Raw genomic sequence first — 17848 nt, forward strand, 5'->3', positions numbered from 1 at the left:
GAACGTTTAGACCAGGATCCACCCCATGGAAGTACGGCTGTGACCTAGTCGACACCGAAGAATCAAAAAAAACTTTCCGGAAGGGGTTGTATCCGCCGCCGAGGTTTGCGAGTCTCTTCTTGGCGATCGGGACAGCCCGCAGGACCGGCATCCACAGATCACCGGAACCCCTCTTCAAACCACAGGACCACGCCAGGGAACCTGGCGCTAGGCCCTTCCCTTGTTGAGGGATTCGTGAAAGCGTTCACATTCACAAGCATCCCAGCATGTAATACCAAGGAGAGGTAGCAGCCATGGACTGGCGTCACCGCGCCGTTTGCCGCGAGGAAGACCCCGAGCTCTTCTTCCCCATCGGCAACACCGGTCCCGCGCTGCTGCAGATCGAGGAAGCCAAGGCCGTCTGCCGTCGCTGCCCCGTCATGGAGCAGTGCCTGCAGTGGGCGCTCGAGTCCGGCCAGGACTCCGGCGTCTGGGGTGGTCTCAGCGAGGACGAGCGCCGCGCAATGAAGCGCCGTGCCGCCCGCAACCGGGCTCGTCAGGCCTCCGCCTGACAACCCACCCCTACTGATAGCCTCAGCTTGGCGGCGCGTACAGCGAGTACGCATCCCCCGCTCCCGAGCCGCAGCGCGCAGTACCCCCCGATGCGCATCGGACGATGTATCGCACGAGCACTGGCCTCGGACCTTCACCGGTCCGGGGCTTTTTGCTGTGCCCGCGCCCCTGCACCCCCGTGCCCCTGCGCCCCCACGGCCCGTACTGCTCGTGCGCCCTACTTCTCCGCGGGCACCGGGATGTCGAGGATCACCCGGGTGCCGCGCTCCGAGGCGGGGACCATGTCGAAGGTGCCGCCCAACTCGCCCTCCACCAGGGTGCGGACGATCTGCAGGCCCAGATTGCCGGAGCGGTGCGGGTCGAAGTCCTCGGGCAGGCCGACGCCGTCGTCCTGGACGGTGACCAGCAGCCGGGCCTCCTTCGTCGTACCGCCGCGCACCGCGGAGACCTCGACCGTGCCGGTGTCGCCGTCCCGGAAGCCGTGTTCCAGGGCGTTCTGCAGCACCTCGGTCAGGACCATGGACAGCGGGGTGGCGACCTCGGCGTCGAGGATGCCGAAGCGCCCGGTGCGCCGGCCGGTGACCTTGCCCGGTGAGATCTCCGCCACCATCGCGAGCACCCGGTCGGCGATCTCGTCGAACTCCACGCGCTCGTCCAGGTTCTGGGAGAGCGTCTCGTGCACGATCGCGATCGAGCCCACCCGGCGGACGGCCTCCTCCAGCGCCTCCCGGCCCCGGTCGGACTCGATGCGCCGGGCCTGGAGGCGCAACAGGGCCGCCACGGTCTGGAGGTTGTTCTTCACCCGGTGGTGGATCTCCCGGATGGTGGCGTCCTTGGTGATCAACTCGCGTTCACGTCGGCGCAGTTCCGTCACGTCCCGCAGAAGCACCAGCGAACCGATGCGGGTGCCCTTGGGCTTGAGCGGGATGGCACGGAACTGGATCACTCCGTCGTGCGCCTCGATCTCGAACTCGCGCGGCGCCCAGCCGCTGGCGACCTTGGCGAGCGCCTCGTCCACCGGGCCGCGGGAGGGGGCGAGTTCGGCGGTGGTGCGGCCCAGGTGCTGGCCCACCAGGTCGGCGGCCAGGCCCATGCGGTGGTAGGCCGACAGGGCGTTCGGCGAGGCGTACTGGACGATGCCGTCGCCGTCGACCCGGACCAGGCCGTCGCCGACGCGGGGCGAGGCGTCCATGTCGACCTGCTGGTTCTCGAACGGGAAGGCGCCGGCCGCGATCATCTGGGCGAGGTCCGAGGCGCTCTGCAGGTAGGTCAGCTCCAGGCGGCTCGGGGTGCGCACGGTGAGCAGGTTGGTGTTGCGGGCGATGACCCCGAGGACGCGGCCCTGGCGGCGTACCGGAATGGACTCGACGCGGACCGGGACCTCCTCGCGCCACTCGGGGTCGCCCTCGCGCACGATGCGGCCCTCGTCCAGGGCGGCGTCCAGCATGGGGCGCCGGCCGCGCGGGACGAGGTGGCCGACCATGTCGTCCTGGTAGGAGGTGGGTCCCGTGTTGGGCCGCATCTGGGCGACGGAGACGTAGCGCGTGCCGTCCCGGGTGGGGACCCACAGGACCAGGTCGGCGAAGGAGAGGTCGGACAGAAGCTGCCACTCCGAGACCAGCAGATGGAGCCACTCGAGGTCGCTGTCGTCGAGCGCGGTGTGCTGGCGTACGAGTTCGTTCATGGAGGGCACGGGGCTGAGCGTACCTGGCGGTACGGACAGTGATCGAAACCAGCCACTCCGCACGGCTCCCCGCCCCTCGGACGCGGCTCGGAAGACCCCTGGAAACACCCGCGGGCCGCGGCGCCTGAGAGGGACCCTCAACCCTCCCGGCACCGCAGCCCGGAGCAACATCGGCCGTGGGGTGTGCGGTCCCGGTCGGCCGAAGGATGAGGAGCCGGGGCAGTCAGGGCAGAGAGCTCCGGTTCCTCGGTCCGTCCTCCTGTGCGGGGAGGACGGAAGCCTGACGATCACCTTGCGCGAGTGACACGGTCGGTGCCTCGCCGACCATTGTGGACTAGACCACTAACCGTGTCCATGCGGTGGACGTTGTTTGTCGTTGGTGACTTCTGCCGACCGCACCACCGTCCGGTCAGCCGCCAGAAGCCTAACCCTGATGGCTCAACCTCGGGGCCAGACCGCCAGGGCAATTTCCGCGAGTGCCTCCAGCTCCGCCCGGCTCGCGCCGTCGCGCGCCTGCTGGGACATGCCCTGGATCATCGCGCCGGTGTACCGGGCGAGGGCTGCGGCGTCGGTGTCCGGCGGCAGTACGCCCTCGACCACGTCGGCGTCGATCCGGCGCTCGATGGCGGCGATGTTGGCGTTGCGCCGCCGCCGCAGGGACTCCTCGACCTCGGCGGTCGAGCAGTTGGCGGCCGCGTGGATGACGAGGCAGCCGTGCGGCCGGCCGGGGGCCGTGTACTCGGCGGCGGCCTCGCGCAGCATCCTCTCTATACCCGCGCGCGCGGTCGGCTCCTCGGCGAGGGCGCGGTCGCCGAAGGAGCCGTACCGCACGCCGTACTCCTGGACGACCTCCTCGAAGAGCGAGCGCTTGTCGCCGAAGGCGGCGTAGAGGCTCGGGGCGCCGATGTCCATGACCCGTGTCAGGTCGGAGACGGACGTGGCCTCGTAGCCGTGCTCCCAGAACGCCAGCAGCGCGGCCTCCAGCGCCGTCGCCCGGTCGAAGGAGCGCGGACGGCCGCGGGTCCTGGCCGCACCGCTCCGAGCAGGTGCCCCGGACCGTTCGCTCTTCTCACCGCTCACCATGGAGTGCATTTTATAGCGACCACTAGAAAAAGTCCGCCCGGCTCCTGTACGGTCATTTCTGTAGCGACCACTAGTAAATACGAAGGGGGCGCCGGCATGGGCGTGCTGACGGGCAGGACGGCACTCGTCACAGGGGCGAGCAGGGGCATCGGGCGGGGCATCGCGGAGCGGCTGGGCCGCGACGGCGCGCGGGTCGGGGTGCACTACGGGCGGAGCGAGACGGCGGCGAGGGAGACGGTCGCCGCGATCGAGGCCGCGGGCGGCTCGGCGTTCACGGTCAGGGCCGACCTGGCCGCTCCGGGTGCCGCCGAGGCACTGTGGGAGCAGTTCGACAGACACGCCGACGGCTTGGACGTCCTGGTGAACAACGCGGGGATCGGCAACACGCGCCCCATCGGGGAGATAGGGGAGGCGGAGTACGACGCGGTCTTCACGGTCAACGTGAAGGCGCCGTTCTTCATCCTCAAGCACGGCATGCACCGGCTGCGCGACGGCGGCCGGGTCGTCAACATCTCGTCGGGCCTGGCACGTACGGCCGTGATGCCCGACAACATGGCGTACGCGATGACCAAGGGCGCGCTGGACGTGTTCTCCCGCGACCTCTCCAAGGTGCTGGGCGCCCGCGGCATCACGGTGAACTCGGTGGCGCCCGGCATCATCGACACGGACAACACGGCCGAACTCCTGCACGGGAGCGCGGACGGCTGGGGGCGGGCCGCCGCGCTCTCCGCACTGGGCGGGGTGGGGTCGACCGCCGAGGTGGCCGACGTCGTCGCGTTCCTCGCCTCGCACGGGGGCCGGTGGGTCACGGGAAGCTGGGTGGACGCCACGGGAGGTTCACTGACCTGACACCACCGCCGGCACACCCGGCCCGCACACCGCCACTCGCCTGACCGTTTCAGCGAGACCGCGGGGGCCTGCTCTGTTAGATTGGTCTAAACCACATAGCCAGTCCCGGGCCCCGGGTGAGTCCTCTCTTCGAAACGGCAGGCCAGCGTGGAAGTTGTCATCGTTCCCGATGCCAAGGCGGGCGGCGAACTCATAGCCGAAGCCATGGCACAGCTGCTCCGGCGCAAGCCCGACGCCCTGCTCGGGGTGGCCACCGGCTCGACGCCGCTGCCCGTGTACGAGGCACTGGCGGCCAAGGTGCGCTCGGGTGCCGTGGACACCGCGCGGGCGCGGATCGCCCAGCTCGACGAGTACGTGGGGCTGCCCGCGGAGCACCCGGAGTCGTACCGCTCGGTGCTGCGGCGCGAGGTGCTCGAACCGCTGGGCATCGGCATGGACGCGTTCATGGGCCCCGACGGGACGGCCGCGGACGTGCAGGCGGCGTGCGAGGCCTACGACCGGGCGCTCGGCGGCGCCGGCGGGGTCGACCTCCAGCTGCTGGGCATCGGCACCGACGGGCACATCGGTTTCAACGAGCCGTGCTCCTCGCTCGCCTCGCGGACGCGGATCAAGACCCTGACCGAGCAGACCCGGGTCGACAACGCGCGCTTCTTCGACGGCGACATCGAGCAGGTGCCGCACCACGTGATCACCCAGGGCATCGGCACCATCCTGGAGGCCCGGCACGTGGTGCTGCTCGCCACCGGCGAGGGCAAGGCCGACGCGGTCGCCGCGAGCGTCGAGGGCCCGGTCGCGGCCGTGTGCCCGGCCTCCGCGCTGCAGTTGCACCCGCACGCCACGGTCGTCGTCGACGAGGCCGCCGCGTCCAAGCTGAAGCTCGCCGACTACTTCCGGCACACCTACGCCCACAAGCCGGACTGGCAGGGCATCTGACGCTCCCCCGGCTCTGCCCCGTCCCACGCGCGAAGCCTCGCGGGACGGTCACTCACGTGCGAAGGCGCCGGTTCCCCAGGGGACCCGGCGCCTTCGTGTGTCAGGACCGCGCCCGCCACGCCCATGCCCGTGCCGCGCCACCGCACCGCCCCGCACGCCGAAGGCGCCGGCCCCGTGACGGGACCGGCGCCTTCGGTGTGACGGCGGGGATCGGTCAGACGCCCGCGAGGGCCTCCGCCGCCGCTCGGCCGCAGACGCGGGCCGCGCCGTGGGTGGCGAGGTGGACGGCGCCGCGGGGCTCCGCACGCGGGACGCCCATCTCGACGACGACCGTGTCGGGGCGGGCCGCCAGCAGGACGTCGAGGGCCGCCGCCATCCAGGGGTGGCGGTGCTCGTCGCGGACGACGGCGACGATGCGCCGGGAGCCCGCCGCGGCCAGCGCCTCGCGGCCCGCTTCGGCCCCATTGAAGCTGCCGGTCTCCGTGCCCGGGAGCAGACGGCCCAGCTCGGCCGCCACGCCCCACGGGGTCTCGTCGCCGACCGCGATGTTCGCCACCGGGGTGAGCGCGGCGACGTACGGCGCCTCGGTGAGCGGCGCGGGCTCCCCCGCGACGGTGACGCGCAGCGCGCGGCGGGCCGCGCGCAGGCCCACGTCGCCGTCGGCGGCGTCCGAAGCCCCGTCGGCGGGACGGTTCGCCGCGGCCCAGCGGGACAGGGACCGGACGCGTTCCGCCGCGTCGGCCAGCCGCTCCTCGGGCAGTTCACCCGCGCGGACGGCCTCGGTCAGCGCGTCGCTCAGCCGCCGTACGGTGCCCTCGTCGTGCAGGCCGCCGCCCACGCAGATCGCGTCGGCACCGGCGGCGACGGCCAGGACGGTGCCGCGCTCGATGCCGTACGTGCCCGCGATGGCCTTCATCTCGATGCCGTCGGTGACGACCAGCCCGTCGTAGCCCAGTTCGCCCCGGAGCAGGTCGGTCAGGATGCGGCGGGACAACGTTGCCGGACGGTCCGGGTCCAGGGCCGGGACCAGGATGTGGGCGCTCATCACCGCGCGGCTGCCGGCCGCGACGGCCGCGCGGAACGGGACGAGGTCGCGCTCGGCGAGCACGTCGGCGTCCACGTCGATGCGCGGCATGGCGTGGTGGGAGTCGATGCCCGTGTCGCCGTGGCCCGGGAAGTGCTTGGCGCAGGTGGCCACGCCCGCCGACTGCATCCCGGTGATGTAGGCCGCGGTGTGCCGGGCGACCAGGTCGGTGTCGGCGCCGAAGGCGCGCACGCCGATCACCGGGTTGTCCGGGTTGGAGTTCACGTCGGCGGACGGCGCCCAGTTGAAGTTGACGCCGGAGGCGGCGAGCCGGCGGCCCAGTTCCGCGGCCACCGCCCGGGTGAGCCCGACGTCGTCCACCGCGCCGAGGGCGTGGTTGCCGGGGAAGGAGGAGCCGGTGCGCACCTCCAGCCGGGTGACGTCACCGCCCTCCTCGTCGATCGCGACCAGCAGGTCCTCGCGCTCGGCGCGCAGCTGCGCGGTCAGGGCCGCCACCTGCTCGGGCGAGGTGACGTTGCGCCCGAACAGGGCGACGGAGGCCAGCCCTTCGCCGATGCGGCGCAGCAGCCAGTCGGGGGCGGTGGTGCCGGCGAAGCCGGGCTGGAGGACGGTGAGCGCGTCGCGCGTGAGGGTGTCGGTGGCCCTCGCGAGGGTCGTCATCGGTGGTGCTATCCCTTCACGGCGCCGGCGGTCAGGCCGCTGACGGCCTTGCGCTGGAGGTAGACGAAGAGGATCAGGATCGGGATGGCGAACAGGGAGGAGGCGGCCATGGTCGCACCCCAGTTGTCGCCGAAGACGGTCTGGAAGCTGGTCAGCCACAGCGGCAGGGTCTGGGACTCCGCCTCCTTGTTGACGACCAGGACGAGGGGGAGCTCGTTCCAGGCGGTGATGAAACCGAACATCGAGGTGGACATCAGGCCCGGGGCGAGCAGCGGCAGGATGACGCGGCGGAAGGCCTGGACCCGGGTGCAGCCGTCGACCATCGCGGACTCCTCCAGCTCCCTCGGCACGGCGGCGACGAAGCCGCGCAGCGTCAGGATGGTGAAGGGCAGGATCATCATCATGTAGAAGAGCGTGAGCGGCACCAGGCTGTTCAGCATCGAGGCGTCGCGCACGATCATGTAGATCGCGATGACCATGACTTCCCAGGGCGCCATCTGGGCGAGCATGAAGCCGACGATGAAGCCGCGCCGCCCCTTGAACCGCATCCGTGCCAGGGCGAAGGACCCGGCCAGGGCGATGATCAGCGAGAAGACGACCGCGCAGACGGTGACGATGAGCGAGTTGCTGACGTACGTCCAGAAGTGGTCGGCCTCGGTCGCAGTCTTGAAGTGCTCGAAGGTGACGTCGGTCGGGAACCAGACCGGGTCCTCCGAGATGATGTCCGCGGTCGGCTTGAAGGCCGTGGCGAACATCCAGTAGACGGGGAAGACGAGGCCGATGAACAGGACGACGGCCGTGACGTTGGGCCACACGCGGCCGAAGAGCGAGCGCTTCACAGCTCGTCCTCCTCTTGCTTGAGCACGATCCTGAGGTAGTACGCGGTCAGGCCGAGCAGGATCAGGATGGTCAGCACCGCGATCGCCGCACCCATGCCGTAGTGCTGGTTGCCGACGCCCTCGATGTAGGCGTAGACGGGCAGGATCTCGGTGAGACGGTCCGGTCCGCCGCCGTTGAACGTGTAGACCTGCACGAACGCCTTGAAGATCCAGATGACCTCCAGGAACGTCGTCGCGTAGAGGAACGGGCGCAGGAACGGCAGGGTGACCGAGGTGAAGCTGCGCCATGCGCCGGCCCCGTCGAGGGCGGCCGCCTCGTACAGCTCGTCGGAGATGGTGGTGGTCGCCGCGTACAGGTTGATCGCGACGAACGGGACGGACATCCACACGATCAGCACGGTGACGACGAAGAAGGTCGAGAACTGGCTGCCGGTCCAGCTGAAGTCGGCCATGGAGTGCCAGCCGAGCTTGTCGAGCACCCAGTTGACGACGCCGAAGCGCTGGGCGAAGAGCCACTGGTAGACGGTGGTCGCGGCGACCACCGGCATGGCCCACGCCAGGACCAGGCCGATCATCAGCACGAGCCGCATCGCCCTGCCGAGGCGGGCGAGCAGCAGGCCGATCAGACCGCCCACCACCATGGTGAGGACGACGTTGACCGCGGTGAAGATGATGGAGCGGAGGGTGACGCGCCAGAAGTCCTCGCCGGTGAGGACCTCCTTGTAGTTGTCGAAGCCGGTCCACTCGGTGACGTGCTGGATCAGCTGCGCCATGTTGAGGTTCTGGAAGGACAGCAGGCCGTCCTTCAGCAGCGGCCAGCCGAGCAGCAGCACGGTGGCCGCGGCGGCGGGCAGCAGCAGCAGATACGGGGCCAGCGCGCCGGCCCGCGACGCGGCTCTCGCTCTCGGCCCGCCGGTTCCCCCACCGTCCGCCTTGCGGACGTCCGACGGGCCTGAGGGCGGCCGTTCGGTCTGCACGGTCATGCTCGGGGTCTCTCTCTTCTCGACCTGTTCACCTCGACGCCGGGGCGGGGGCCGTCGTGTGTCAGCCCCCGCCCCGGCTCACCCGGTGCTACTGCTGCTGCGCCAGGCGCTTGTTGAACTCGCCCTCGACCTGCTTGGCGGCCTCGGCGGGGGACTTCCCCTTCATGACGGCCGTCAGGTACGTCTTGATCGGGTTCGGGTCGTTCTCGACCGCGGCCCACTCCGGGATCAGCGGGGTGGTGTCACCGGTCCCGGCGGCCGGCGCGGCGGCCTCGGCGGCGGCGTTGCCCTTCAGGTTGCTCTGCAGCGCCTCCTTGTTCGGGATGACGCCGTTGGCCTTGGCCAGCCCGCCCTCGAACTTGTCGGAGAGCGCGAGCTTCAGGAACTCCTTGGCGAGGTCCTGCTTCTTGCTGCCCGCGGCGACGGCCAGGTTGGAGCCGCCGAGGAAGACGCCCTCGGGCTTGTCCGCAGTGGCGCCCGGGATGGTGAAGTAGCCGAGGTCCTTCTCGATCGCCGGGTTGGTGGCGATCGCCGTGGCGCCCTCCCAGCCCATGCCGATGAAGGAGCCGGTCTTGCCCTTGGCGAAGATCTCACCCTGCTGCGGGGTGGCCTCGTCCTTGTCCTTGGGCGCCTTGGACAGGGCCTGGAACTTCTTGTAGGTCTCGGTGGCTGCGGCGACCTTCGGGTCGGAGAGGTTGGAGACGTACTTGTCGCCGTCCTTCTTGACCAGCTCGCCGCCCTCGCCGATGACCAGGCCCACGAAGTGGTACCAGTTCTGGCCGGGCAGGTAGATCGGCTCGGCGTCGGTCTTCTCGCCGATGGTCTTGAGGTCGTTGTAGAAGTCGTCGCGGGTCTTGGGCAGTTCCTTGATGCCCGCGTCCGCCCAGATCTTCTTGTTGTAGACGACGACGCGGTTGACCACGAACCACGGGGCCGCGTACTGCTTGCCGTCGAAGACGGCGGACTTGTTGAGGGACTCGGACCAGTCGGTGCCGATCTCGCCCTTGAGGTCGCTCAGGTCCGCGAGGCCGCCGGTCTTGGCGTAGGCGGGGGTCTGGGTGTTGCCGATCTCGAAGACGTCGGGGGGGTTCTCCTCGGAGAGGGCAGTGGTCAGCTTCTGCTGGATGCCGTTCCACTTCTGGATCTCGAACTTGACCTTGGCCTTGGTCTTCGCCTCGAACTCCTTGGCGAGGTCCGCCTGCCAGTCGTCCGGGGAGGAGCCGTCCATCACCCAGACGGTGAGCGTCTCGCCGGCGTAACCGTCGGCCCCGGCCTTCTTGCCGTCGTCGTCGCTGTCGCCCCCGCATGCGGCGATGGAGACCATCATGCCCGCGATACCGATCGCGGCTATAAGCTTGCGCTTCACGCCAACCCTCCTCAGGGATGCCACACAACCCCCCTGCCTCCCCGCGGTTGCTCGTCGACGCGGACCGCCCATGGGGCCGGGACCTGGACCAATGGTGTAGACCAGTACGGGGAGCTTGGCCCAGACCAATAGGACTGTCAAGGGTGTTCAAACTCAGTCCCGGCGTCCGTGATGGGACCGAGATATGCAGGGACCTTTCATTGCGCAAGCGACAGATCGGGCGGACCGGGACCTGGTGTACCACCCCCCACCGAATGAGGTGCGGGGACGACTGCGAACGCGCGTACCAGCGACGTCCGACTCGCCTGTGGACTAGACCAAGGGTGTTCCCGCGGGTATACAGAAGGGATCACGGAGCGTGCGGGGCCATCCCGGCACGAAGCCGTGCCACGATGTGAGCCGTGGCCGACAGGGATAGCGGTCGCTTCGGCACCCGGAGCCGGGAAGGCAGAGCATGAGCACCGACGTCAGCAGTGCGGAGAACGAGGGTGGGGCGACCGTCCGTACCGCGCGCGTGCCCAAGTACTACCGTCTGAAGAAGCATCTGCTCGACATGACCCGGACCCAGACACCGGGCACACCGGTCCCGCCGGAGCGCACCCTCGCCGCCGAGTTCGACACCTCGCGCACGACCGTCCGCCAGGCCCTGCAGGAGCTGGTGGTCGAGGGCCGCCTGGAGCGCATCCAGGGCAAGGGCACCTTCGTGGCCAAGCCCAAGGTGTCGCAGGCGCTGCAACTCACCTCGTACACCGAGGACATGCGGGCCCAGGGGCTCGAACCCACCTCGCAGCTGCTGGACATCGGCTACATCACCGCCGACGACCGGCTCGCCGGACTGCTGGACATCACGGCCGGCGGCCGGGTGCTGCGCATCGAGCGGCTGCGCATGGCCAACGGCGAGCCGATGGCGATCGAGACCACCCACCTCAGCGCCAAGCGCTTCCCCGCCCTGCGCCGCTCCCTGGTGAAGTACACGTCCCTCTACACCGCGCTCGCCGAGGTGTACGACGTCCATCTCGCCGAGGCCGAGGAGACCATCGAGACCTCCCTGGCCACCCCGCGCGAGGCCGGCCTGCTCGGCACCGACGTGGGTCTGCCCATGCTGATGCTCTCCCGGCACTCGCTGGACCGCACCGGTCAGCCGGTGGAGTGGGTGCGTTCGGTGTACCGGGGCGACCGCTACAAGTTCGTGGCCCGCCTCAAGCGGCCCCAGGACTAGGACATACCCGGTATACCTCCTCGCGCGCGGGCGCGAAGTTGCGGTTGAGGACCGATATACGGACGAGGTCTTCCGCTGTCTTGACACCGTCACCTACATTTCGTGCGCACTGCACGAGGTGATCAGCGAGGGGACGGAGCCACGCATGCCAGAAGACACAGAGGCGAGCAGAGAGCCGGTGGTGACGCCGGTGCGCGTCGTCATCGGGCTCTGTCTCGTCGCACCGTTCGTCGCCATGCTGTGGGTCGGTTCGTACGCGAAGACGGACCCGGCCTTCATCGGCATCCCGTTCTTCTACTGGTACCAGATGGCCTGGGTGTTGATCTCCACCCTGCTGACGGTGACCGCGTACAAGCTGTGGCAGCGCGACCAGCGCGGACGCGCCGCCGCCTCCGCCCCCTCCGCCCCCTCCGCCCCCTCCGCCCCGAAGGGTGGTGAGTCGCGATGAACGACGGCGTGAACGGCGTCGCACTCGCCGTCTTCATCCTCTTCTTCGTCCTCGTCACCGCCATGGGCTTCCTGGCCGCCCGCTGGCGCCGGGCCGAGAACGAGCACAGCCTCGACGAGTGGGGCCTCGGCGGCCGCTCGTTCGGCACCTGGGTCACCTGGTTCCTGCTGGGCGGCGACCTGTACACGGCGTACACCTTCGTGGCCGTCCCGGCGGCGATCTACGCGGCGGGCGCGTCCGGCTTCTTCGCGGTGCCGTACACGATCCTGGTCTACCCGCTGATCTTCACCTTCCTGCCCCGCCTGTGGTCGGTCTCGCACAAGCACGGCTACGTGACGACCTCGGACTTCGTGCGCGGCCGGTTCGGCTCCAAGGGCCTGTCGCTGGCGGTGGCCGTCACCGGCATCCTGGCGACCATGCCGTACATCGCGCTCCAGCTGGTCGGCATCCAGGCCGTGCTCGACGTGATGGGCGTCGGCGGCGGCGAGGACACCAACTGGTTCGTCAAGGACCTGCCGCTGCTGATCGCCTTCGGCGTGCTGGCGGCGTACACCTACTCGTCGGGGCTGCGCGCGCCCGCGCTGATCGCGTTCGTGAAGGACACCCTGATCTACATCGTCATCGCGGTGGCGATCATCTACATCCCGATCAAGCTGGGCGGGTTCGACGACATCTTCGCGTCGGCGAGCGACAAGTTCAGCGAGACGGGGGCGGGCGGGGTGGTGCCGAACGCGGGGGGCCAGTGGACGTACGCGACCCTGGCGCTCGGTTCGGCGCTCGCGCTGTTCATGTACCCGCACTCGATCACCGCCACGCTGTCCTCGCGCAGCCGTGAGGTGATCCGCCGCAACACCACGATCCTGCCGCTGTACTCGCTGATGCTGGGCCTGCTCGCGCTCCTCGGCTTCATGGCGATCGCGGCCGGGGTCAAGGTGAAGAACGGCCAGCTGGCGATCCCGCAGCTGTTCGAGGACATGTTCCCGGACTGGTTCGCGGGCGTGGCCTTCGCGGCGATCGGCATCGGCGCCCTGGTCCCGGCGGCGATCATGTCGATCGCGGCCGCGAACCTGTTCACCCGCAACATCTACAAGGACTTCATCAAGCCCGACGCCACCCCGGCACAGGAGACGAAGGTCTCCAAGCTGGTGTCGCTGCTGGTGAAGGTGGGCGCGCTGATCTTCGTCCTGGGCATGGACAAGACCGTCGCGATCAACTTCCAGCTGCTGGGCGGCATCTGGATCCTGCAGACCTTCCCGGCCCTGGTCGGCGGCCTGTTCACCCGCTGGTTCCACCGCTGGGCACTGCTCGGCGGCTGGGCGGTCGGCATGGTCTACGGCACGGTCGCCGCCTACGGTGTGGCCTCGCCGACGCAGAAGCACTTCGGCGGCTCCTCCGACGAGATCCCCGGCATCGGCGAGATCGGCTACATCGGTCTCACCGCCTTCGTGCTGAACGTCCTGGTCACCGTGGTCCTGACCTTCGTCCTGAGGGCGGTCAAGGCGCCCGACGGCGTCGACGAGACCAAGCCGAGCGACTACACGGCGGACGCCGGCGACCCCGGCGTCCAGGTGGAACTGCCGCCGGCCACGGCGGGCAGCTCGCACTAGCGGCGCACTTCGGCGGGCCGTCGGAGAAATCCGGCGGCCCGTTGTCGTATCCGTCGGGCACACTCGGCGTCATGGACTTCGTGATCCGACGGGCGACGGCCGAGGAGTACGACACCCTCGGCGACATCACCGCGCAGGCCTATCTGCGCGACGGCCTCCTCGACTTCGGGGAGAGCGACTCCTACCTGGGCGAGCTGCGCGACGTGGCCAAGCGGGCGGCGGCCGCCGAGGTGCTGGTCGCCGCGGCGGAGGGGCGGGTGCTCGGCGGCGTGACCTTCGTGCCGTCCGGCGGCCCCATGGCGGACATCGCGCGCCCCGGCGAGGCCGAGATACGCATGCTCGCCGTCGCCCGCGAGGCACGCGGCCGCGGGGCCGGCGAGGCCCTCGTGCGGGCCTGCGTCGACCGCGCCCGGTCCGTGGCGGGCTGCGCGGGCGTCGTGCTGTCGACCCAGCGCGCCATGCACACCGCCCACCGCCTCTACGAACGGCTGGGCTTCGTCCGCACCCCCGCCCGCGACTGGAACCCCGTGCCGGAGCTGGACGGCATCATGCTGCTCACCTACGAACTGACGCTCTGACGCCGACCCGAGAGGCCCCCTGACGCTCCATCCGGACACAACATCTGGGGGTGCTGGCGGAACCCGGCACAAGATGTATGCTCGTGCTCGCTGTCGCCGCAGGGGAATCCGGTGCGAATCCGGAACTGTCCCGCAACGGTGTACTTGCGTGCATCCGTACGTCTTCGCACGTGCCCGCACGCCTGTCCAGTCCGAGCACCTGCCGACAGTGCGCCCGGCCGTCCCGGTCCGGGTGCCATGACGTCCGGGCCTCGTGGAGTGGGCCGGTGGACGCGACGCCGTGCGCGCTCGTGAGCCCCCCTGCCCTCCGCCAGGCCCCGTGCCGAGCGAGGGAGTGCTCCACGTGACCATCGCGCCAGCCGATCCGGCTTCAGCGACCCCGGTGACGGCGACCGGGGAACCCGACGGACCCGGTGCCGCCCTGCTGCGGACCCTGACCGGGCTGACCGCCGACCTCCCCGATGCCGACCCCGGCCGGGTGGCCGCCGCCGCGCTGCGGGGCCGGTCCGCCCATGCCGACGAGGCCGAACTGCGCGAGCTGGCCACGGAGGCGGCCGCCGGTCTGATCTCCGAGGACCCGGTCTACTCCCGGCTGGCCGCCCGGCTGCTGACCATCGGCATCCGCGCCGAGGCCGCCTCCCAGGGCGTCGTCACCTTCACCGACTCGGTCGCCACCGGCCACCGCGAGGGCCTGATCGCCGACCGCACCGCCGCGTTCGTCCGGCTGCACGCGGCCCGCCTCGACGCGCTGGTCGATCCGGACGCCGACGACCGCTTCGGCTACTTCGGACTGCGCACCCTGTACAGCCGCTACCTGCTCCGCCACCCGATCACCCGCAAGGCCGTCGAGACGCCCCAGCACTTCCTGCTGCGGGTCGCCTCCGGACTCGCCGAGGACGACACCCCGCGGGCCGTGGACGAGGTCGCCGCCCTGTACGGCCTGATGAGCCGCCTGGACTACCTGCCCTCCTCCCCCACCCTCTTCAACTCCGGCACCCGGCACGCCCAGATGTCGTCCTGCTACCTCCTGGACTCCCCCAGGGACGAGCTGGACTCCCTCTACGACCGCCTCCACCAGGTCGCCCGCCTCTCCAAGCACGCCGGGGGCATCGGCATCGCCTACTCCCGCGTCCGCGCCCGGGGTTCGCTGATCCGCGGCACCAACGGGCACTCCAACGGCATCGTCCCGTTCCTGAAGACGCTGGACGCCTCGGTCGCCGCCGTGAACCAGGGCGGCCGCCGCAAGGGTGCCGCGGCGGTCTACCTGGAGACCTGGCACGCGGACGTCGAGGAGTTCCTGGAGCTGCGGGACAACACCGGTGAGGACGCCCGCCGCACGCACAACCTGAACCTCGCCCACTGGATCCCGGACGAGTTCATGCGCCGGGTGGACGCCGACGGGACCTGGTCGCTGTTCTCCCCCGCCGACGTGCCGGAGCTGACCGACCTGTGGGGCGAGGAGTTCGACGCGGCCTACCGCAGGGCGGAGCAGGCGGGGCTCGCCCGCAAGTCGCTGCCCGCCCGTGAGCTGTACGGCCGCATGATGCGCACCCTCGCGCAGACCGGCAACGGCTGGATGACCTTCAAGGACACCGCCAACCGCACCGCGAACCAGACCGCGACCCCCGGCCACGTCGTCCACTCCTCGAACCTGTGCACGGAGATCCTGGAGGTCACCGACGACGGGGAGACGGCGGTCTGCAACCTGGGCTCGGTCAACCTCGGCGCCTTCGCCGACCCCGCGAGCGGCGAGATGGACTGGGAGCGCCTGGACGCCACCGTCCGCACCGCCGTCACCTTCCTGGACCGGGTCGTCGACATCAACTTCTACCCGACCGAGCAGGCGGCCCGCTCCAACGCCCGCTGGCGCCCGGTCGGTCTCGGCGCGATGGGCCTCCAGGACGTCTTCTTCCAGCTCCGCCTGCCCTTCGACTCCCCCGAGGCGAAGGCCCTGTCCACCCGCATCGCCGAGCGCATCATGCTCGCCGCGTACGAGACCTCCGCCGACCTCGCCGAGCGGAGCGGTCCCGCCCCGGCCTGGGAGAAGACCCGTACGGCCCAGGGGGTGCTGCACCCGGACCACTACGACGTGGCGCCCGCCTGGCCGGAGCGCTGGGCCGCGCTGCGGGAGCGCATGGCGACCACCGGTCTGCGCAACTCCCTGCTCCTGGCCATCGCGCCGACCGCGACCATCGCCTCCATCGCCGGTGTCTACGAGTGCATCGAGCCGCAGGTGTCCAACCTCTTCAAGCGCGAGACGCTGTCCGGTGAGTTCCTCCAGGTCAACTCCTACCTGGTGGACGACCTCAAGCGGCTCGGCGTGTGGGACGCCCGCACCCGTGAGGCGCTGCGCGAGGCGAACGGGTCGGTGCAGGGCTTCTCCTGGGTCCCCGAGGACGTGCGCGCGCTGTACCGCACCGCCTGGGAGATCCCGCAGCGCGGCCTGATCGACATGGCCGCCGCCCGCACCCCGTACCTCGACCAGGCCCAGTCGCTGAACCTGTTCCTGGAGACGCCGACCATCGGGAAGCTCTCCTCGATGTACGCGTACGCCTGGAAGCAGGGCCTGAAGACCACGTACTACCTGCGCTCGCGCCCGGCGACCCGGATCGCCCGCGCCGCGGCCCGAGCCACCACCGTCCCCGTGCAGGCGGCCCCGGACCCCGAAGCGGTCGCCTGCTCCCTGGAGAACCCCGAGTCCTGCGAGGCCTGCCAGTAATGAACGAGAACACCAAGAACCTGCTCGACCCGGGTTTCGAGCTGACCCTGCGCCCCATGCGGTACCCGGACTTCTACGAGCGCTACCGGGACGCCATCAAGAACACCTGGCACGTCGAGGAGGTCGACCTCCACTCGGACGTCGCCGACCTCGCGAAGCTCAGCCCCATGGAGCAGCACCTGATCGGCCGGCTGGTGGCCTTCTTCGCCACCGGTGACTCGATCGTCGCGAACAACCTGGTGCTGACCCTCTACAAGCACATCAACTCCCCCGAGGCGCGGCTGTACCTGTCCCGCCAGCTCTTCGAGGAGGCCGTCCACGTCCAGTTCTATCTGACGCTCCTCGACACCTACCTGCCCGACCCGGAGGACCGCGCCGCCGCCTTCGCGGCCGTGGAGAACATCCCGTCCATCCGGGAGAAGGCCGAGTTCTGCTTCCGGTGGATGGACTCGGTCGAGTCGATCGACCGCCTGGAGACCAAGGCCGACCGCCGCCGTTTCCTGCTCAACCTGATCTGCTTCGCGGCGTGCATCGAGGGCCTGTTCTTCTACGGCGCCTTCGCCTACGTCTACTGGTTCCGCAGCCGGGGCCTGCTGCACGGCCTCGCCACCGGCACCAACTGGGTGTTCCGGGACGAGACCATGCACATGTCCTTCGCGTTCGACGTCGTCGACACCGTGCGCAAGGAGGAGCCGGAGCTGTTCGACGACGAGCTCCGGCAGCAGGTCACCGACATGCTGCGGGAGGCCGTCGAGGCCGAGCTGCAGTTCGCGCGCGACCTGTGCGGTGAAGGCCTCCCGGGCATGAACACCGACTCGATGCGGCAGTACCTGGAGTGCGTGGCCGACCAGCGCCTGACGCGCCTCGGCTTCGCCCCGGTGTACGGCTCCGAGAACCCCTTCTCCTTCATGGAGCTGCAGGGTGTTCAGGAGTTGACCAACTTCTTCGAGCGGCGCCCCTCGGCGTACCAGGTGGCGGTGGAGGGCACCGTCGACCTGTCCGAGGACTTCTGAGGCGGCTGGGTCGTCGAGGTCTTCTGAGGCGGCTGGGTCTGCTGAGTCTCCTCTTCCCGGGCCCGGCCCTCCTGGGCCTCCCTGATCTGGCGGTCGATGCGCCTGTCGCGCACGATGCCGATCACCGAGGGGAGGATCATGAGGACGAGGAGTCCGAAGGTCGCGAGCATTCCGACGAGGCCTTCTATCTGATTTCCGGTCATGACACTACTGTCGCGCCGGAGACTCCTTACCGTCAGTGGCAGGACTGCCGTAAGGCCTCGATTTCCT

Annotated in this window: 16 protein-coding genes and 1 riboswitch; of the genes, 9 read left to right on the plus strand and 7 right to left on the minus strand. The window is 70.0% G+C overall.

Annotated features, from left to right (window positions below; translation table 11 throughout):
• The first annotated feature begins 293 nt into the window (after nt 1-293).
• Nucleotides 294-551, plus strand: a complete 258-nt coding sequence (locus BZZ08_RS20515; protein ID WP_003973730.1) for a WhiB family transcriptional regulator — start codon at nt 294-296, stop codon at nt 549-551.
• Between the two features lie 218 nt (nt 552-769).
• On the opposite strand, the gene BZZ08_RS20520 is transcribed toward BZZ08_RS20515, so the two are convergent.
• Together BZZ08_RS20520 and BZZ08_RS20525 are read right to left on the minus strand one after the other, a co-directional pair.
• Entirely contained in the window at nt 770-2245 is a 1476-nt protein-coding gene (locus BZZ08_RS20520) for a sensor histidine kinase (protein ID WP_104633715.1), read from the minus strand.
• A gap of 429 nt (nt 2246-2674) precedes the next feature.
• Nucleotides 2675-3319, minus strand: a complete 645-nt coding sequence (locus tag BZZ08_RS20525) for a TetR/AcrR family transcriptional regulator (protein WP_104633759.1) — start codon at nt 3317-3319, stop codon at nt 2675-2677.
• Nucleotides 3320-3415: 96 nt separating this feature from the next.
• On the opposite strand from BZZ08_RS20525, the gene BZZ08_RS20530 reads away from it, so the two are divergent.
• Together BZZ08_RS20530 and nagB are read left to right on the plus strand one after the other, a co-directional pair.
• A complete protein-coding gene (locus tag BZZ08_RS20530; protein ID WP_104633716.1) occupies nt 3416-4168 on the plus strand; it encodes an SDR family oxidoreductase in 753 nt (250 codons plus the stop codon).
• Between the two features lie 147 nt (nt 4169-4315).
• Nucleotides 4316-5101, plus strand: coding sequence for a glucosamine-6-phosphate deaminase (gene nagB / locus BZZ08_RS20535; RefSeq protein ID WP_104633717.1), 786 nt, complete (start codon nt 4316-4318; stop codon nt 5099-5101).
• 214 nt (nt 5102-5315) lie between these two features.
• On the opposite strand, the gene BZZ08_RS20540 is transcribed toward nagB, so the two are convergent.
• The 4 genes from BZZ08_RS20540 to dasA form a co-directional block, all read right to left on the minus strand.
• Nucleotides 5316-6806 carry a glycoside hydrolase family 3 protein gene (locus tag BZZ08_RS20540; protein WP_104633718.1) on the minus strand — a complete coding sequence of 497 codons (1491 nt, stop codon included), beginning with the start codon at nt 6804-6806 and terminating at the stop codon, nt 5316-5318.
• Between the two features lie 8 nt (nt 6807-6814).
• Nucleotides 6815-7645, minus strand: a complete 831-nt coding sequence (locus tag BZZ08_RS20545; RefSeq protein WP_104633719.1) for a carbohydrate ABC transporter permease — start codon at nt 7643-7645, stop codon at nt 6815-6817.
• The gene (locus BZZ08_RS20550; RefSeq protein ID WP_104633720.1) at nt 7642-8628 is read right to left on the minus strand and encodes a carbohydrate ABC transporter permease; all 987 of its coding nucleotides are present in this window, start codon (nt 8626-8628) and stop codon (nt 7642-7644) included. The genes BZZ08_RS20545 and BZZ08_RS20550 overlap by 4 nt, the downstream gene beginning before the upstream one ends.
• A gap of 88 nt (nt 8629-8716) precedes the next feature.
• Nucleotides 8717-9994 carry a N,N'-diacetylchitobiose ABC transporter substrate-binding protein DasA gene (gene dasA, locus BZZ08_RS20555; RefSeq protein WP_104633721.1) on the minus strand — a complete coding sequence of 426 codons (1278 nt, stop codon included), beginning with the start codon at nt 9992-9994 and terminating at the stop codon, nt 8717-8719.
• A 454-nt stretch (nt 9995-10448) separates the two neighbouring features.
• On the opposite strand from dasA, the gene BZZ08_RS20560 reads away from it, so the two are divergent.
• The 6 genes from BZZ08_RS20560 to BZZ08_RS20585 all read left to right on the plus strand — a co-directional run bounded on the left by BZZ08_RS20560 (nt 10449) and on the right by BZZ08_RS20585 (nt 17578).
• Complete coding sequence (locus BZZ08_RS20560) at nt 10449-11213, plus strand: GntR family transcriptional regulator (protein ID WP_104633722.1); 765 nt, start codon at nt 10449-10451, stop codon at nt 11211-11213.
• A 145-nt stretch (nt 11214-11358) separates the two neighbouring features.
• Nucleotides 11359-11661 (plus strand): DUF3311 domain-containing protein, encoded by a 303-nt coding sequence (locus BZZ08_RS20565; RefSeq protein ID WP_104633723.1) that lies wholly within the window; start codon nt 11359-11361, stop codon nt 11659-11661.
• The gene (mctP, locus tag BZZ08_RS20570; RefSeq protein ID WP_104633724.1) at nt 11658-13268 is read left to right on the plus strand and encodes a monocarboxylate uptake permease MctP; all 1611 of its coding nucleotides are present in this window, start codon (nt 11658-11660) and stop codon (nt 13266-13268) included. The genes BZZ08_RS20565 and mctP overlap by 4 nt, the downstream gene beginning before the upstream one ends.
• Before the next feature lie 71 nt (nt 13269-13339).
• Nucleotides 13340-13846, plus strand: coding sequence for a GNAT family N-acetyltransferase (locus tag BZZ08_RS20575; protein ID WP_104633760.1), 507 nt, complete (start codon nt 13340-13342; stop codon nt 13844-13846).
• 77 nt (nt 13847-13923) lie between these two features.
• Nucleotides 13924-14067: riboswitch (cobalamin riboswitch) on the plus strand.
• A gap of 122 nt (nt 14068-14189) precedes the next feature.
• Nucleotides 14190-16565: a ribonucleoside-diphosphate reductase subunit alpha gene (locus BZZ08_RS20580; RefSeq protein ID WP_104633725.1), complete on the plus strand. Its 2376-nt coding sequence runs from the start codon at nt 14190-14192 to the stop codon at nt 16563-16565.
• A complete protein-coding gene (locus BZZ08_RS20585; protein ID WP_104633726.1) occupies nt 16565-17578 on the plus strand; it encodes a ribonucleotide-diphosphate reductase subunit beta in 1014 nt (337 codons plus the stop codon). The genes BZZ08_RS20580 and BZZ08_RS20585 overlap by 1 nt, the downstream gene beginning before the upstream one ends.
• Here BZZ08_RS20585 and BZZ08_RS20590 read toward each other — a convergent pair.
• Complete coding sequence (locus tag BZZ08_RS20590) at nt 17491-17781, minus strand: hypothetical protein (RefSeq protein WP_104633727.1); 291 nt, start codon at nt 17779-17781, stop codon at nt 17491-17493. The two genes, BZZ08_RS20585 and BZZ08_RS20590, sit on opposite strands and share 88 nt — an antisense overlap.
• Nucleotides 17782-17848: the final 67 nt, after the last annotated feature.

This window comes from Streptomyces sp. MH60, from assembly GCF_002939385.1.
Lineage (GTDB): Bacteria > Actinomycetota > Actinomycetes > Streptomycetales > Streptomycetaceae > Streptomyces.

What these genes read in the sequence shown, in the direction of transcription:
- BZZ08_RS20590 (WP_104633727.1), bottom strand. Translation starts at nt 17,781, where the DNA reads ATGACCGGAAATCAGATAGAAGGCCTCGTCGGAATGCTCGCGACCTTC.
- BZZ08_RS20530 (WP_104633716.1), top strand. Translation starts at nt 3,416, where the DNA reads ATGGGCGTGCTGACGGGCAGGACGGCACTCGTCACAGGGGCGAGCAGG.
- BZZ08_RS20525 (WP_104633759.1), bottom strand. Translation starts at nt 3,319, where the DNA reads ATGGTGAGCGGTGAGAAGAGCGAACGGTCCGGGGCACCTGCTCGGAGC.
- BZZ08_RS20575 (WP_104633760.1), top strand. Translation starts at nt 13,340, where the DNA reads ATGGACTTCGTGATCCGACGGGCGACGGCCGAGGAGTACGACACCCTC.
- BZZ08_RS20565 (WP_104633723.1), top strand. Translation starts at nt 11,359, where the DNA reads ATGCCAGAAGACACAGAGGCGAGCAGAGAGCCGGTGGTGACGCCGGTG.
- BZZ08_RS20550 (WP_104633720.1), bottom strand. Translation starts at nt 8,628, where the DNA reads ATGACCGTGCAGACCGAACGGCCGCCCTCAGGCCCGTCGGACGTCCGC.
- mctP (WP_104633724.1), top strand. Translation starts at nt 11,658, where the DNA reads ATGAACGACGGCGTGAACGGCGTCGCACTCGCCGTCTTCATCCTCTTC.
- BZZ08_RS20515 (WP_003973730.1), top strand. Translation starts at nt 294, where the DNA reads ATGGACTGGCGTCACCGCGCCGTTTGCCGCGAGGAAGACCCCGAGCTC.
- BZZ08_RS20560 (WP_104633722.1), top strand. Translation starts at nt 10,449, where the DNA reads ATGAGCACCGACGTCAGCAGTGCGGAGAACGAGGGTGGGGCGACCGTC.
- BZZ08_RS20585 (WP_104633726.1), top strand. Translation starts at nt 16,565, where the DNA reads ATGAACGAGAACACCAAGAACCTGCTCGACCCGGGTTTCGAGCTGACC.
- BZZ08_RS20540 (WP_104633718.1), bottom strand. Translation starts at nt 6,806, where the DNA reads ATGACGACCCTCGCGAGGGCCACCGACACCCTCACGCGCGACGCGCTC.